At 70.8% G+C, this 14,384-nt stretch carries 16 protein-coding genes; 8 read left to right on the forward strand and 8 right to left on the reverse strand.

What is annotated here, in order from left to right; all coding sequences use genetic code 11:
• The first annotated feature begins 111 nt into the window (after window positions 1–111).
• Genes IL992_RS26445 through IL992_RS26460 form a run of 4 tightly spaced genes read left to right on the forward strand, consistent with a single transcriptional unit; the run spans window position 112 to window position 3,711 of the window.
• Window positions 112–669: a hypothetical protein gene (locus tag IL992_RS26445; protein ID WP_193206081.1), complete on the forward strand. Its 558-nt coding sequence runs from the start codon at window positions 112–114 to the stop codon at window positions 667–669.
• Window positions 666–1,730 carry an efflux RND transporter periplasmic adaptor subunit gene (locus tag IL992_RS26450; RefSeq protein WP_319018835.1) on the forward strand — a complete coding sequence of 355 codons (1,065 nt, stop codon included), beginning with the start codon at window positions 666–668 and terminating at the stop codon, window positions 1,728–1,730. Before IL992_RS26445 ends, IL992_RS26450 begins: the two co-directional genes overlap by 4 nt.
• Window positions 1,727–2,518 carry an ABC transporter ATP-binding protein gene (locus IL992_RS26455; protein ID WP_193206082.1) on the forward strand — a complete coding sequence of 264 codons (792 nt, stop codon included), beginning with the start codon at window positions 1,727–1,729 and terminating at the stop codon, window positions 2,516–2,518. The genes IL992_RS26450 and IL992_RS26455 overlap by 4 nt, the downstream gene beginning before the upstream one ends.
• The gene (locus IL992_RS26460; RefSeq protein WP_193206083.1) at window positions 2,515–3,711 is read left to right on the forward strand and encodes an ABC transporter permease; all 1,197 of its coding nucleotides are present in this window, start codon (window positions 2,515–2,517) and stop codon (window positions 3,709–3,711) included. The genes IL992_RS26455 and IL992_RS26460 overlap by 4 nt, the downstream gene beginning before the upstream one ends.
• A 16-nt stretch (window positions 3,712–3,727) precedes the next feature.
• Here the strand turns inward: IL992_RS26460 and IL992_RS26465 are convergent, their stop codons facing one another.
• The 6 genes from IL992_RS26465 to IL992_RS26490 all read right to left on the reverse strand — a co-directional run bounded on the left by IL992_RS26465 (window position 3,728) and on the right by IL992_RS26490 (window position 9,592).
• Window positions 3,728–5,080, reverse strand: coding sequence for a serine hydrolase domain-containing protein (locus tag IL992_RS26465; RefSeq protein WP_193206084.1), 1,353 nt, complete (start codon window positions 5,078–5,080; stop codon window positions 3,728–3,730).
• 115 nt (window positions 5,081–5,195) lie between these two features.
• Window positions 5,196–6,143: an adenosine deaminase gene (gene add / locus IL992_RS26470; protein ID WP_193206085.1), complete on the reverse strand. Its 948-nt coding sequence runs from the start codon at window positions 6,141–6,143 to the stop codon at window positions 5,196–5,198.
• 291 nt (window positions 6,144–6,434) lie between these two features.
• On the reverse strand, window positions 6,435–7,280 hold the full coding sequence (locus IL992_RS26475; RefSeq protein ID WP_193206086.1) for an alpha/beta fold hydrolase: 846 nt from the start codon (window positions 7,278–7,280) through the stop codon (window positions 6,435–6,437).
• Window positions 7,277–7,714, reverse strand: coding sequence for a MarR family winged helix-turn-helix transcriptional regulator (locus tag IL992_RS26480; RefSeq protein WP_193206087.1), 438 nt, complete (start codon window positions 7,712–7,714; stop codon window positions 7,277–7,279). Before IL992_RS26480 ends, IL992_RS26475 begins: the two co-directional genes overlap by 4 nt.
• 109 nt (window positions 7,715–7,823) lie before the next feature.
• Window positions 7,824–8,900, reverse strand: a complete 1,077-nt coding sequence (locus IL992_RS26485; protein WP_193206088.1) for an endonuclease/exonuclease/phosphatase family protein — start codon at window positions 8,898–8,900, stop codon at window positions 7,824–7,826.
• A complete protein-coding gene (locus IL992_RS26490; RefSeq protein WP_193206089.1) occupies window positions 8,897–9,592 on the reverse strand; it encodes a M15 family metallopeptidase in 696 nt (231 codons plus the stop codon). The genes IL992_RS26485 and IL992_RS26490 overlap by 4 nt, the downstream gene beginning before the upstream one ends.
• Before the next feature lie 87 nt (window positions 9,593–9,679).
• Between IL992_RS26490 and IL992_RS26495 the strand changes: the two genes are divergently transcribed.
• Together IL992_RS26495 and IL992_RS26500 are read left to right on the forward strand one after the other, a co-directional pair.
• The gene (locus IL992_RS26495; RefSeq protein WP_193206090.1) at window positions 9,680–10,375 is read left to right on the forward strand and encodes a response regulator transcription factor; all 696 of its coding nucleotides are present in this window, start codon (window positions 9,680–9,682) and stop codon (window positions 10,373–10,375) included.
• A 55-nt stretch (window positions 10,376–10,430) separates the two neighbouring features.
• A complete protein-coding gene (locus IL992_RS26500; protein ID WP_319018837.1) occupies window positions 10,431–11,438 on the forward strand; it encodes a sensor histidine kinase in 1,008 nt (335 codons plus the stop codon).
• 133 nt (window positions 11,439–11,571) lie between these two features.
• On the opposite strand, the gene IL992_RS26505 is transcribed toward IL992_RS26500, so the two are convergent.
• Complete coding sequence (locus IL992_RS26505) at window positions 11,572–12,054, reverse strand: winged helix-turn-helix transcriptional regulator (protein ID WP_193206263.1); 483 nt, start codon at window positions 12,052–12,054, stop codon at window positions 11,572–11,574.
• 92 nt (window positions 12,055–12,146) lie between these two features.
• Here IL992_RS26505 and IL992_RS26510 point away from each other — a divergent pair, with 92 nt between their 5' ends.
• The gene (locus IL992_RS26510; protein WP_193206092.1) at window positions 12,147–12,848 is read left to right on the forward strand and encodes an SDR family oxidoreductase; all 702 of its coding nucleotides are present in this window, start codon (window positions 12,147–12,149) and stop codon (window positions 12,846–12,848) included.
• A gap of 37 nt (window positions 12,849–12,885) precedes the next feature.
• Window positions 12,886–13,311, forward strand: coding sequence for a tautomerase family protein (locus tag IL992_RS26515; RefSeq protein ID WP_193206093.1), 426 nt, complete (start codon window positions 12,886–12,888; stop codon window positions 13,309–13,311).
• Between the two features lie 120 nt (window positions 13,312–13,431).
• Here the strand turns inward: IL992_RS26515 and IL992_RS26520 are convergent, their stop codons facing one another.
• On the reverse strand, window positions 13,432–14,376 hold the full coding sequence (locus IL992_RS26520) for an alpha/beta hydrolase family protein (RefSeq protein WP_226873828.1): 945 nt from the start codon (window positions 14,374–14,376) through the stop codon (window positions 13,432–13,434).
• Between the last annotated feature and the right edge of the window lie 8 nt (window positions 14,377–14,384).

Below are 14,384 nucleotides of genomic sequence, written 5' to 3' on the forward strand. Positions count from 1 at the left end.
CCGCGGATAAGCGGATCTCGCTTATCCGCGTTTAGCACCGCCTCCGCTGGAGTTGGGCCCCGTCCCGGGCGAACGCCCTGGATGAGAAGAGCGACAGAGGAGGAACGACCCATGCGCTTACGACCGCTGCGCGCCGTGGGCCCGGCACTGGGGCTCACACTGGGGCTCACATTGGGGCTCGCCCTGGCACTGACCGGCTGCGGCGCGGCCCCCGCGGACGACGGGATCGCCAGCGCGGGCGGCGCCACGTCGGGCACCGCGTCAGGCGCCGCGGCCAGGCCGTCCGCCACGAGCACGGTGGACCGCCAGGAGGCCCAGCTCAAGTTCGCCCAGTGCATGCGCGAGCACGGCGTGGACATGCCCGACCCCGATCCCGACGGCCGCGTCCGGATCATGAGCAAGAAGGGCGACGAGGCCTCGATGCAGAAGGCCATGCAGGCCTGCCAGCACTTCATGAAGGACGCGGTCGGCGACAAGCTCGGCGGCGACGATCCCCAGGCGCGCGACCGGATGCTCAAGTTCGCCCAGTGCATGCGCGAGCACGGCGTCGACATGCCCGACCCCGAACCCGGAAAGGGGCTCCAGGTCAAGATCAAACCGGGCCAGGAGAAGGCGATGGAAGAGGCGCAGAAGGCCTGCGAGGAGTTCGCGCCGGGGAGGAAGCCGTGAGGAAGGGCCTCGTGGTCGCGGGCGCCGGAGTCCTCGCCCTGGCCGCCGCGGGAACGGCTGTCGCCATGGCGGGCGGCGACGGCGCCGGCGCGGCTGAGCCGTCTTCGCCCCCAGTCCCCGCCACCGCGTCGATCACCCGCCAGGACCTGGTCGACACCAAGACCGTCGAGGGGTCGCTCACCTACTCCGGCGAGCGGCAGGTCAGCACCGACGCCTCCGGCACCGTGACCTGGGTGCCCCCCGAGGGCGCGGTCGTCCGGCGCGGCCGCGCGCTGCTCAGGGTCGACCGCAGGCCGGTGGTCCTCATGTACGGCTCGCTGCCGATGTACCGCCCGCTGCGCCAGGGCGTCGACGACGGCCCGGACGTCGAGCAGCTCGAACGCAACCTCAAGGTCCTCGGCTACGGCGACGACCTGACCGTGGACGACCACTTCAGCTACGCCACCTACCTGGCCGTCAAGGAGTGGCAGGACGACGCCGGGCTGCCCGAGACCGGGCAGGTGGACGCCTCCCAGGTGGTCTTCCTGCCCGCCGCCGCCCGGGTGACCGACGCCAAGGTCGAGCTCGGCGACAGGACCACCCCCGGTCGTCCGGCTCTCACCGTGTCGGGCGTACGGCGGCTGGTGCACGTGGACCTGTCCACCGACGACCAGTCGCTCGCCAGGAAGGGCGCCAAGGTCACCGTGGAACTCCCCGGCGGCGAGCGGGTCACCGGGAAGATCACCTCGGTCGGCACGGTGGCCGAGGCCGTCCCGTCCGGGCAGGGCCAGGACGAGGGCAGCACCATCGACGTCGACATCACCCTGAGCAAGACCCCCAAGACCCGCCTCGACAAGGCCCCGGTCGAGGTGGAACTGGTCAGCGAACGGCGCGAGAACGTGCTGGCCGTGCCGGTGGAGGCGTTGCTGGCCCTGCGCGAGGGCGGCTTCGGCGTCGAGGTGGTCGAGGGCCCCTCCACCCGCGTGGTCCCGGTGGAGCTCGGCGCCTTCGGCAGCGGCATGGTCGAGATCACCGGCGCCGGGCTCGCCGAGGGCATGAAGGTCGGGGTGCCCGCCACATGAGCATCCCGCGGCCCGAGCAGCCCTACGTGGTGGAGCTGCGCGAGGTGACCAAGGAGTACGGCGGCGGCGTGCGGGCCCTGCGCGGAGTGGACCTGCTGGTCGAACGCGGCGAACTGGTCGCCATCGCCGGGCCGTCAGGCTCCGGCAAGTCGACCCTGCTGCACCTGATCGGGACCCTGGACCGGCCCACCACGGGCACCGTACGGATCGCCGGGCACGACGTGGCAGGGCTTTCCGACCGCGAGCTGTCCGCGCTGCGCGCCCGCCACCTGGGCTTCGTCTTCCAGCAGTTCCACCTCGCGCCCGGGGTGAGCGCGCTGGACAACGTCGCCGACGGTCTGCTGTACACCGGCACGCCGCTGCGGGCGCGGCGGGAACGCGCCGCCGCCGCGCTGGAGCGGGTGGGCCTCGGCCACCGGCTGGGCCACCGCCCCAACCAGCTGTCCGGCGGCGAGCAGCAGCGGGTGGCGGTGGCCCGCGCCGTGGCGGGCGACCCGCCGCTGCTGCTGGCCGACGAGCCCACCGGCAACCTGGACTCGGCGGCGGGCGCCGAGGTGCTGGGCGTCCTGCGCGACCTGCATGCCGCCGGCACCACGATCGCGGTCATCACCCACGACTCCGAGATCGCCGAGTGGTGCCCCCGGCAGGTGCGCGTACGCGACGGCCGGGTCGTCGCCGACGCCGGGGCGGGCGCCGGACGCCGCCCTCCCGGAGCGAACCCCAAGCTCAACCCGGAAAAGGCGCCGAATGCCGAAACCGCGGGGGCGGCGAAGGGAGCACCACGATGACCCGTCAACGGCTGACCCCCGCCAGGCTCGGGCCGTCCGACGTCCTGCGGACCGGCGCGGCCGGGCTGCGCACCCGCCCCGCGCGGGTGGTGCTGTCCGCGCTCGGCATCGCCATCGGCATCGCCACGATGATCGCGGTGCTGGGGATCTCGTCCTCCTCCCGCGAGCAGTTGCTGCGCCAGCTCGACCGGCTCGGCACCAACCTGCTCACCGTCGCGCCGGGGCAGACGATGTTCGGCGAGGAGGCCAAGCTGCCCGTGGAGGCGCTCGGCATGGTCCGGCGCATCGGACCGGTCCGCACGGCCTCGGCCACCGGCACGATCGACACCACGATCCGCCGCACCGACCGCATCCCCAAGGCCGTGACCGGCGGCATCGCCGTCCAGGCCGCGACCGCCGACCTGCTCACCACCCTGGAGGGCCGGGTCGTCAAGGGCGCCTGGCTCAACGCCGCCACCGAGGCGCGGCCCGCCGTCGTGCTGGGCGCCAAGGCCGCCGAACGGCTCGGCATCACCAGGATCGGCGTACAGGTCTGGATGGGCGAACGGTGGTTCACCGTCGTCGGCGTCCTGGGCCCGATGCCGCTCGCCCCGGAGATCGAGCGCTCGGCGCTCGTCGGGTTCCCGGCCGCCGAGAAGTATCTGGGCTTCGACGGCCACCCGACGACCGTCTACGAGCGGTCCGCCGAGGAGTCGGTGGAGGCCGTACGGGCCGTGCTGCCGCGCACGGTCAACCCGGAGAACCCGGAGGAGGTCACGGTCAGCAGGCCCTCCGACGCGCTGGCGGCCCGGGCGGCGGCCGCGAGCGCGTTCACCAACCTGCTGCTCGGCCTGGGCGCGGTCGCGCTGCTGGTCGGCGGGGTCGGCGTGGCCAACACGATGGTGATCTCGGTGCTGGAGCGGCGCAAGGAGATCGGCCTGCGCCGCTCGCTGGGCGCCACCCGCGGGCAGGTGCGCCTGCAGTTCCTCGCGGAGTCGCTGCTGCTGTCGGCGCTCGGCGGGATCGCGGGCGCGGCGCTGGGCGCCCTGGCCACCGCCGGCTACGCGCTGTCGCGCGACTGGCCGCCGGTGGTCCCCGCCTGGGCGTTCGCGGGCGCCATCGGCGCCACGCTCGTCATCGGCACTCTCGCCGGTCTCTATCCGGCGATGCGCGCGGCCCGCCTGTCGCCGACGGTGGCGCTGGCCACCACCTGACCGGTCACGTGACGGGTCATCGCCAGCCGGCCGGGTCGACGCCGCCCGGCACCGGGGCCGCCGGGTCGTACGGCTCACGCGTGAAGATGAACGTGTTGAGGTCCAGATGAGTCACCCCGCCGGGGGAGCGGACCACCCGCAGGGTCTCCCCGGCGTAGTAGCCGTCGAGCCCCACCCAGGTGCCGTCGGCCCGGGCGGTGAACCGGGAGGCGCGGCCCTGCCCGCTCACCGGGGTCAGCGACAGGCCCCGGTTGGGCAGGACCCGCAGCACGTACGGCGTCGGCCCCCAGTACCACGGCCCGGTCAGCGCCAGCAGGTCCTCGTCCACGGGGGAGGGCGACCACTCGGCCGGCAGCGGCGGTTCGTGCTCGGCCAGGATGTCCAGCAGGGCGGTGTCGAGGTTGCGCACGCCCGAGGTGGTGTTGGCCATCCACAGCACGGCCACGCCATCGGCGGGGTCGGCCCACACGGTGGCGAGGAATCCGGGCATCGACCCGGTGTGGCCGGCCAGCCGCCGCGGGCCGCCGGGCCCGGTGTGCCGGGTGAGCTGCAGGCCGAGCCCGTAGCCGCGGGTCCAGGTGTCGCCGTCCTCCACGACGGCCGGCTCGCGCATCTCGGCGACCGTGGCCGGGCGCAGCACCTCGCCGGTGTCGCCGCCGACGAAGGCCGCCCAGCGGGCCAGGTCGGCGGCGGTGGACCACATCTGCCCCGCGGGGGCCATCGCGCCGTGGTCGTTTTCCGGCTCGGGCAGCAGCGTGTCGGCCCAGGGATGCACGGCGTACCCGGTGGCGTGCGGCGCACGGGGGCGCGGGGTGGTGTCGCGCATGCCGAGCGGCTCCAGGATCTCCTCACGTACGACCTGGTCCCACGGCGCCGACCGCTTGCGGGCGACCAGCTCTCCGAGCAGGGCGAACCCGAGGTTGGAGTAGTGGTAGCGGCGGCCGGGCCGGTGCCGGGCGGATTCGGGGCCGAGCGCGGCGACCAGCTCGCCCACCGGCACGCCCGGGGTGCGCTCCCACCACTGGCCGGGCGACTCGGCGGTCAGCCCGCCGCTGTGCGACAGCAGCTGGGCGACCGTGACGTCGCCCAGCGGTGTGCCGGGCACGTGCTTGTCCAGGGGGTCCAGCAGGTCGAGCCGGCCCTCGTCGCGCAGTCGCATGACGGCGGTCGCCACGAAGGTCTTGGTGATGGACCCGATACGGTACTGGGTGTCCCGGGTGGGCGGCTCTCCACCGACCCGGCCGCGCGTCCCGAACCAGGCGATCTCGCCGCCCCGCACGATCGCCGCCACCACCGACGGCAGCCGCGACTCCGCCTGCTCGGCCGCCAGCCTGCGCAGCAGTGCGCGGGCCGTCCCCTCCAGCACCATTCCGGTCGTCCCCTTTCCGTGATCCGCACCAGGCTAGCGTCCCGCCGTCCGCGCGGCCCCGGAGTCGGCCCAGGCCGCGGTTCGCCTTGGGGACGCGATGCGGGGGAGCGGGCTCTCATCCGCTCAACCATTGGTCGATCTCGGCGTTGACCTGTGCCTTCACCTCCGCAGGTGCGAAGCTGGCCTGGACCGAGGCGCGGGCCAGGTTCGCCAGTTCGGCGTCGCCGCAGCCGAAGGTCTCCCGAGCGCGCTGGTACTCCGCCGCCAGCGACGTCTCCCCGTCGGTGTTCACGGTGACCACCAGACCGGCCTCGACCAGGCGCGGCAGCGGATGCTCCGCCAGCGACGGGACCAGCCCGAGCAGGACGTTCGAGGAGGGGCAGACTTCCAGCGGCACGCGGCGTCTGCGCAGCTCGGCAACCAGATCCGGATCCTCCAGCACGCGGATGCCATGGCCGATCCGCTCCGCGTGCCCCACCGTCAAAACCTCCCAGACGCTGGCCGGGCCGGCCGTCTCCCCGGCGTGGTGCACCAGGTGCAGCCCTGCCTCGCGGGCGGCCTGGAACACCTCGGCGAACGGCGCCGCCGGATAGGACTCGTCTCCCGCCAGGCCGATGGCGATCACCTGCGGGTGCCGGGCGGCCAGCTTGAGGCTGCGCCACAGCCGCTCGGCAGAGCGACGGCGGGAGTGGTCCAGGATCACCCGCGTCTGGATGCCGTACCGCGCCGCGCCGGCGGCGAGTCCCTCCAACACGGCCTCCAGCGGCATGTCCGGATCGCCGAGACGCTCCCCGTGAGCCGCCGCCGTGAAGGTGACCTCCGCGTAGCGAACGCCTTGGGCCGCCTCGTCCTGGCAGAACTCCTCGGCGATACGACGGAAGTGCTCGTAATCGCGCAGCAGCGCGCGCACCGTGGCCCGTTGGTCGGCGAACTCCCTGAAACCGGTGAACGGCCGGTCCTGGACGGGCGGCTCGCCTCCCAGATCGCGGATCGTAGCGGGACGGACGGTGCTTTCCAGGTGGGTGTGCAGGTGAGCCTTGGGCAACAGGCGGAGGTCTCTCACGGCAGAACCCTAAGCAATCGGCGTCCGCGATACGGACATGATTTTGACCTGCGGTGACGGCGACCACGCACGGCTGGTGCGCGGAAGCCGGCGGTGCCGCTCAGCCGATGCTGTCTTCCTGTCCTTCCAGGCGGGTGCGGGCCGTGGGCGCACGACGCCGGCGACCGCGTGCGCCGTACGGCCATGGACCCGCGTGCCTGCGGGTGCAGCAGGCTGCCCGCCTCAGGGCCGAGCAGGTGGTTGCCCAGGGTGGCGGTGGGCACCATGCCGAGGGATCGATGGGCCTGATCCTCACAGGAGGAACGGCAGAGCCCGCTCGGCCACGACCGGGCCCGATCTCGGTTCTGTCGGCGAGAGATGGCCGAGACCGTCGACGGTTTCGAGGGTGGCGTCGGGAAGGGTGTCGCGGACCATGGCGAACTCCGCTCGGTGCTCGGGCTTGGAACGGCCGCCGACGAGGAGCAGCACCGGGGCGGTGACGTCCGCGAACTCGGCGAGCCGGCCATACTGGGCGGCGAGCTGCTCGTGCTCGGCCAGGCATTCCCCCAGAAGAGACCGCATGCGCTCCCAACTCGGCCCGCGCAACACCAGGCGCATCACCGTCCGCAGATACCAGTGCGGCAGCGTGGTCATGAAGGCCGGCGCGCCGCCGGAACCTCGGATGAAGTGGACGAACGCGCCGTAATGGTCGCCCGTAGCCAGCCGTTCCCGGAACGGGGCCATCCAGCCGGTCGGCACGGGGGAGCAGGGCACTCCGGGCTCGTAGACCGCTATGCGGTCGAACAGCGGGAACGTACGCGCGGTCTCGAGGACGACGAGCCCGCCGTAGCTGTGCCCGAACGCCAGTCGCGCCCCGGTCGCGGCCTGGACGGCCCGCAGATCCTCAACTTCCTTGGCCAGGCAGTAGTCGGGTCCCTGGGGGCCGCTGGCGCCACGTCCGCGCCGGTCGACGACGTGCACCGTGAACGAGCGGGCCAGCGTGGCGGCCAGCGGCAGGTAGTCCTCCGAGGTCCGCAGCGTGCCGCCGAGCACGATGAGATCCGGCCCGGCGCCCATCGTCCGATAACCGATCGCCGTGCCGTCGGCCGAACGGACCGTGCCCTGGTGTAAGGGCGGGATGTCGATGTTCCGGCTCACTTGCCCGCCTCCCGCTCCAGCCGGTCGAACGTCGTCAGCAGCCGCGCGGTGTGCTCGGCGTACTCGGCGTACGGCACGCCGCTCTCCGCGACGACCGCGGCCAGCCGGTCCTCGAACTCCCGCCGGATCGAAGTCACCCGCCGCTTTCCCTCGTCGGTGAGGCTCAGCCGCCGGCGGTTCCCCCCGGCGGGGTCGGGCTGCACGTCGAGAAGACCGTCGGCGGCGAGGACGGCCGTCATGCGGCTCACCGACGGCTCGGTCACGCCGAGGTATTCGGCGAGGGTCCGCTGCGTCGAGGCCCCCAGTTCTCCCACCAGGGTCAGCGCCAGGAAGCGGCTGTAGGAGATGTCGTGCTCGGCCCGGAGGATCCGGTCGGCGGCCCGGTCCAGCCGGGCGGTGAGCACATGCAGATTGAGGCTGAGGTTCCGTTCCATGCCTCACAACTTAGCTTTCTAACTTAGCTAAGGCAAGATGTAGTCATCGGCAAACGGTCGGTGACGGATCGACGGGGCGGCGGGCTCCGGTTCCGGCGGGGCGCGGTGTTCACCAGCTGATTCCGGCCGCCACCGGCAGGTGGTCGCTGCCGGTGGCCGGCAGCACTCTGGAGCTCTCCAGCTCAACGCCGCAGACCAGGATCTCGTCGGCCCGCACCACCGGGAAGGACGCCGGCCAGGTGAAGCCGAAGCCGCCCCCGGCCGCGTCCTGGGCCGAGTGCATCTGCGAGGTGATGTCGGCGAACGCGCGGTCGTCCATGGTGCCGTTCAGGTCGCCGAGCAACACCACCCGCTTGTTCTTCTCGGCGGCGATGGCCTCGCCGAGCGCCTGGACGCCGATGTTCCGCGAGGCCGTCCAAAAGCCCGCCTTGAGATTCACCCGTACGGACCCCAGGTGGGCCACATACACCCTCAGCGGCCCGTGGTCCGTGGCCACCGTGGTGCGCAGCGCCCGGTTCGGGGCCATCTTCTTGTCGGCCGGTATCGCTTCCGCCAGTGGCCCGTAGTTCATGATGTCGATCGGCTGGGTGTCCGACAGCGGCAGCTTGCTCCACAGCCCGACCGTGCCCAGCACAGTGTGGTAGGGGTAGGTTTTCGTCAGTTCCTTCTCGTACGTGCCCGTGGTCTGCGGGATCAGCTCCTCCAGCGCCAGCACGTCCGCCCCGAAGGCGGCCAGGTCGCGGGCGGTGCCGGCGGGGTCGGGGTTGGCGGCGCCGACGTTGTGGCTGGCCACGGTCAGGTCGGCACCTGGCTGGGACTTGTCGACGAACTGCCCGCCGAAGAGGTACACCCACACCACCACCGGCAGCACCAGCGCGGCCACCGCGGAGGCGGAGCGGCGCCACAGCGCCCCGGCCAGCAGCATCGGAATGCCCAGGCCGAACCATGGCAGGAAGGTCTCCACCAGGCTGCCGAGGTTCCCGGGCCGGTTCGGGATTTCCGCGTGCAGCAGCATGAGCAGGCCCAGCAGCAGCGCCAGCGCTGCAAGCACCAGGCCACGCCTCCAGGGCTCCGGCCGGGAACCGATCAGGATCGCCCGGCGGACGCCCGCGCGCCGGCGGCCGACGCCGCCCTGCCCTGACTCTGCCCTGCCCACCGGCGCCTGTCGTCGCATACTGTCAGTCACTTCCGCATCCGGGGGTCCTGGGTGGGGTCGGCGTACATGCGCGGGCAGCCGTGATCGATCGCTTCGGGGCGAAGTTCGTAGTGCCAGGTTTCGTTCCTGTAGATCTGGCACAGCCCGTACTCGGCCCCGTGTTTCGACAGCCACACCGTGGCATCGGAGTGCCCGATGTCGACCGCCTCCCCTTTCACGTGAAGCGAGGTGTCCGCGGTTGCCACCCATCGGGCGGCCTCTTTCTCAGAGCCGTACTTGGAGACCGCTTCGCGTAAAAGCTGATTCTGGTACGCCGGGGAACGCCAGCCGCTATTGACGTAGAATTCGATTCTGTCATTCGCGGCGTCCGTCGCGGCCCGGCGGAGCGCCGTGAGGAGATCGGGATCGAGGTTGGCCACGGCCGGAATCGCGTCGTCGAAAACGGTGACACCGTCGGGGACGACACCGTCGGCCTCGCCGAGCGGACCACGCTGTTCACCGCGAGGACCTTTCTCGCCGGGCGAACCACGGTGCGCACTGCGAGGAACATGTGACGGCGATGCGGTGGGGGAGGACCACGACGCGGCCGAGGAGGGCGAGGAATTCTGCGACTGACAGCCAAGGGCCGCGCCGATCATCGCAATGACGAATATCAGGCCGACGCCGAGAATCCAGTAATTCTTGCGAAACGCTTTCCGTGTCGAGGCTGGTATTCGAGACATGCTGCCAGTCAAGGCAGCGGGAAGTTGCCGGCACGTATGGAATTTTCCATACACCGACGATATGCGCCGGCCCGTAGCATCGATCGTATGCGTGTGTTGATCGTCGAGGACGAACCTTTTCTCGCGGAAGCCATCCGCGCCGGCCTGCGCCTGGAAGCGATCGCGTCCGACATCGCGGGCGACGGTGACACCGCTCTGGAACTGCTGAGCGTCAACGCCTACGACATCGCCGTCCTCGACCGTGACATCCCCGGGCCGTCCGGTGACGAGGTCGCCAAACGCATCGTCGCCTCCGGCAGCGGCATGCCGATCCTCATGCTCACCGCTGCCGACCGGCTCGACGACAAGGCCTCCGGGTTCGAGCTCGGCGCCGACGACTACCTCACCAAGCCCTTCGAGCTGCGGGAGCTCGTCCTCAGGCTCAGAGCACTCGACCGCAGACGTGCCCACAACAGGCCGCCTGTGCGGGAGATCGCCGGTCTGCGGCTGGACCCGTTCCGCAGAGAGGTCTACCGGGACGGCCGCTATGTCGCGCTGACCAGGAAGCAGTTCGCCGTGCTCGAAGTCCTCGTCGCCGCCGAAGGCGGTGTCGTCAGCGCCGAAGAACTCCTGGAGCGGGCGTGGGATGAGAACGCCGACCCGTTCACCAACGCCGTGCGCATCACGGTCTCGGCACTGCGCAAGCGACTCGGCGAACCCTGGATCATCGCCACCGTTCCCGGCGTCGGCTACCGCATCGACACGCAACCAGAGGCCGGGCACGAGGGAGGCGACCGTGGATAGAGCGCCCGGGCTGAGCGTTCGCCTCAAACTCACCCTCAGCTACGCCGGATTCCTCATGCTCGCCGGCGCTCTGCTGCTCGCGGCGGTGTGGATCTTCACCCTTCGCCACCTGCCCGACTACACAAGTGTCCCCGGGGGAGTGCTGGTCCGCTCGACCCTCCTGCGCGACTTCGCGTCGGCCGCGGGCGCGGTGCTGTTCTTCCTGCTGATGTTCGGCCTCGTCGGCGGGTGGATCCTCGCCGGCCGGATGCTCGCCCCGCTGACCCGCATCACGGACGCCACACGCATGGCCACGAAGGGGTCACTCTCCCACCGAATCCGGCTACCGGGCCACAAAGACGAGTTCCGCGAACTCGCCGACGTCTTCGACGGCATGCTCGAGCGGCTCGAAGCGCACGTCGCCGAACAGCGGAGATTCGCAGCCAACGCCTCTCACGAACTGCGCACCCCGCTGGCGATCTCGAAGGCACTTCTCGACGTGGCCCGCACCGATCCGAACCACGACACCGGCGAAGTCATCGAACGCCTCCACGCCGTCAACACCCGGGCGATCGACCTCACTGAAGCATTGCTCCTGCTCAGCCGCGCCGACCAGCGGTCCTTCACCCGGGAACAGGTCGACCTGTCTCTCCTGGCGGAAGAAGCCGCCGAGACGCTCCTCCCCCTGGCGGAAAAGCGCGGCGTCACCATCGAGACCTCCGGTGACATCACCCCCGCCATCGGATCGCAAGCGCTCCTGCTGCAGCTGACCATGAACCTCGTGCAGAACGCGATCGTCCACAACCTGCCTGAACAGGGCACCGTGTGGGTGAATACCAGCGTCCGCCCCAAGACTGTGGTGCTCACTGTCGAGAACACCGGCGAGAAGCTCACTCCACAGCTGGTCTCGACGCTCACCGAACCATTCCGGCGCGGCACCGAGCGCATACACACCGACCATGCGGGCGTCGGCCTCGGCCTGGCAATCGTCAAAACCATCACCCAGGCACACGACGGAACGCTCACCCTCACCCCGCGCTCTGCCGGCGGCATCCGCATCACTGTGGAACTACCCGCTCCGTGAACAGGTGCCAGGGCTGCTGGAGCGCTACCAGCTCCGCATCACCGGGCTCACCGGCCGGCTGGGAGCGATCACCTGCGGAAGCGGCGCCCGCCGCCCCGGTCCTCCAACGGCTTCGCCAACGGCCTCAAAGTCGCTAGTCGCGCTGCCAGGCGAGGTTCAGCCGAATCTCGATGTCGTCACACGCCGTCTCCGGCGCCGGCTCGGCGGTTACGCGGACCCGTATCGGGCGGCCGGTGTCGGCCTCGACGAACGACAGGGGCGGGCGGCCTTCCTGTAGGTACGTGTCGCCCCACTGCACCAGCGACAGAAACACCGGCAGCAGGTCCTCACCGGCCTCGGTCAGCCGGTACTCGTCGCGGGCCCGGCTCCCCGGCTCCCGATAGACGACAGGCGCGACGATGCCCGCGGCCTTCAGCTGTTTGAGTGCCCGCGACACCGCAGGCGCCGAGGCCCCGATCCGCGCCACGAAGTCGTCAAACCTGGTTGTGCCGTAAAAGCATTCGCGGACCACCAGGAACACCGTCTTGGTGCTGAGCAGGTCCAGCACCCGCCCCGCCGAGCATCCGTCGCCGATCGACCACGCATCCCGGTCGCGCAGCCGTTCCTCGAACTCCATCGTCACCCAACCATTGTAACTAACGCTTGCGTTATCCAGCCGGGCGTGCTTGAATCGTCTCACTAACGGAATCGTTACTCAGGGGGGCGGCTGTGGTCGCGGTAGCGGGCAAGGTGGTCGTGGTGACCGGGGGCCGACGTGGACTCGGCGCGGCGCTGGTCGACGAGGTGCTGGCGCGCGGGGCGCGAAAGGTGTATTCGACCGCGCGCTCGGCGTACACCGACGACCGTCCGGAGGTGGTCACCGCCGAGCTGGAGGTCCGCTCGGCGGCGTCGGTCGCCGCCCTCGCGGAGGTCGCCACCGACGTCGAGATCGTGTTCAACAACGCCGGGATCCTGCTGCCGGCTCCACTGCTGACGGGCGACTTCGAACGCGCCACCGAGACGTTCGACGTCAACGTCTTCGGGCCGCTGCGGATGGCACGGGCGTTCGCGCCGATCCTGGCCGCGAACGGCGGCGGCGCACTGGTGAACATGCACTCCGTGCTGTCCTGGCTGGCCGGCAGCGGCGCCTACGGGGCGTCCAAGGCGGCGGCGTGGTCCCTGACGAACTCGCTCCGGCTCGAGCTGGCGCGGCAGAACACCCAGGTCGTCGGAGTCCACGCGGGGTTCATCGACACCGAAATGGTCTCCGCCATCGAGCTGCCGAAGGCGACGCCGGCCGAGGTGGCCGCGCGGATCGTCGACGGCCTGGAGGCCGGGGCCACGGAGGTCCTCGCCGACGACGTCACCGTCACCGCCAAGGCGGCGCTGTCCGGCCCCGTGGAGCGCCTGACCATCTCGGCCGCCCGCTGACATCGCATCCCGACACCTGACGGAGTAGGGAACCGCCATGCCACTGTGGACCATTCATCACACGCCCGGAATCTTCACCGACGAGGAGAAGCACCAACTCGCCTCCCGTATCGCCGACCACTACGAACGGATCGGGCTGCCCCGGTTCTATGTGATCACGCTGTTCCACGAGACCCGGTCCGAGGATTTCTACGTCGGCGGGGAGCCCACTCCGGTGGGGGTCCGCATCGTCGTCGACCACATCGCCCGCCACAACCCCGATCGGGAGAGCCGGCGCAGGACCGCCCAGTGGATCAAGGGCATGCTGCAGCCTCACCTCGAACGGAACGCAGGGCTGCACTGGGAGTTCCACGTCGACGAGACCAGCGAGGACCTCTGGATGATCAATGGGATCGCGCCACCCCCGGCAGGCTCGGACGCCGAGTTGCTCTGGGCCCAGAGCAACTCGGCGTCCCCCTACTGACCGCGCCGCCGGTACCGCTCCCGGAACAGACGAGTAGATCTCCACGCCGGAGGTACGCAGGCTCTCCGTTCGGAGCGTGAGCTCGCCCGGTGAAAGTGCGCTCGGTGGTTTGTCAGGGATTCACCGTGATTCGATCCGGCCCAGCGGATCGCCGGCCTCCGCCAGAGCGGCACGCGCCGCAGGCCAGCTCGAATCCTCGAGGCCGAGCGCGGTGCGAAGGTAGGCCCACGTGAGCCGCCGGATCAGGGCGACTCGTCCGGGGTTCTCGTCCGTCGTCTCCGTGACGTTGTATCCGGAGATCCCGCCGAGCGAGTGTTCCGCTCCGAACAGCGTGAGCAGGCTCTTGCCGCCCGGGCTCAAGAAGTACGCGTCGGTGAACCAGTCCGGCCCCCGGACCGACAGCAGGGACTGGTCGCGATCTCCCGCGACCAGGAGGGCCGGTGTGGTCATCTCCGCGAAGCTCGGGTTCATGAACGGGAAGTGTTCGGCGGCGAACGGAGTCAGGTCCGCTCCGCCCAGCCCGGGAAGGGCGAGCAGCACACCCGCTTTGATCCGTGAATCGGACATGTCCTCTCCCGGCTCGCCCTCGGCATCGAGGACGCGCGCGCCCAGGAGCATGCTCGCCGTCTGGGCGCCCCAGGAGTGTCCGGCAACTGCGATGCGGCCTCGGTCGAAACGCCCGTTGAGGCCGGGAACGGAATCCTCGATGAGCTCCAGCCCGTCGAGGACGCGCTTCAGGTCCTCGACCCGGAAACGCCAGATCAGCGGCGTACGGGGATCGTCGGGAGCAAGGTCCAGCGTCCTCGAGTCGAGGTGGGTGGGCTGGATCACCACGAAGCCATGGGCGGTCCAGAAGTCGACCAGAGGGCCGTAGCCGTCCAGCGATCCGCCGAAGCCGTGCGAGAAGACGATGACCGGCAGCTCGCGCCCGATCGTCGGCGCGGACACGCGTACGCGCAGATCCTCGCCACGGCCGGGGGCCGGCAGCACCACCGGCTTCACCGAGACGACCGGATTGGGCGCGCTGACGGCCAGATCGGGAACCGCCAAGGTTGCTTCGCTCATGGATTGGT

Source organism: Microbispora sitophila, assembly GCF_014892245.1.
Taxonomy (GTDB): Bacteria; Actinomycetota; Actinomycetes; order Streptosporangiales; family Streptosporangiaceae; genus Microbispora; species Microbispora siamensis.

Bases quoted from the DNA above. Each gene is read 5' to 3' on its own strand.
- IL992_RS26495 (WP_193206090.1), top strand. From the start codon at position 9,680: ATGCGTGTGTTGATCGTCGAGGACGAACCTTTTCTCGCGGAAGCCATC.
- IL992_RS26520 (WP_226873828.1), bottom strand. From the start codon at position 14,376: ATGAGCGAAGCAACCTTGGCGGTTCCCGATCTGGCCGTCAGCGCGCCC.
- IL992_RS26490 (WP_193206089.1), bottom strand. From the start codon at position 9,592: ATGTCTCGAATACCAGCCTCGACACGGAAAGCGTTTCGCAAGAATTAC.
- IL992_RS26505 (WP_193206263.1), bottom strand. From the start codon at position 12,054: ATGGAGTTCGAGGAACGGCTGCGCGACCGGGATGCGTGGTCGATCGGC.
- IL992_RS26500 (WP_319018837.1), top strand. From the start codon at position 10,431: ATGCTCGCCGGCGCTCTGCTGCTCGCGGCGGTGTGGATCTTCACCCTT.
- IL992_RS26515 (WP_193206093.1), top strand. From the start codon at position 12,886: ATGCCACTGTGGACCATTCATCACACGCCCGGAATCTTCACCGACGAG.
- IL992_RS26465 (WP_193206084.1), bottom strand. From the start codon at position 5,080: ATGGTGCTGGAGGGGACGGCCCGCGCACTGCTGCGCAGGCTGGCGGCC.
- IL992_RS26455 (WP_193206082.1), top strand. From the start codon at position 1,727: ATGAGCATCCCGCGGCCCGAGCAGCCCTACGTGGTGGAGCTGCGCGAG.
- IL992_RS26480 (WP_193206087.1), bottom strand. From the start codon at position 7,714: ATGGAACGGAACCTCAGCCTCAATCTGCATGTGCTCACCGCCCGGCTG.
- IL992_RS26445 (WP_193206081.1), top strand. From the start codon at position 112: ATGCGCTTACGACCGCTGCGCGCCGTGGGCCCGGCACTGGGGCTCACA.
- IL992_RS26460 (WP_193206083.1), top strand. From the start codon at position 2,515: ATGACCCGTCAACGGCTGACCCCCGCCAGGCTCGGGCCGTCCGACGTC.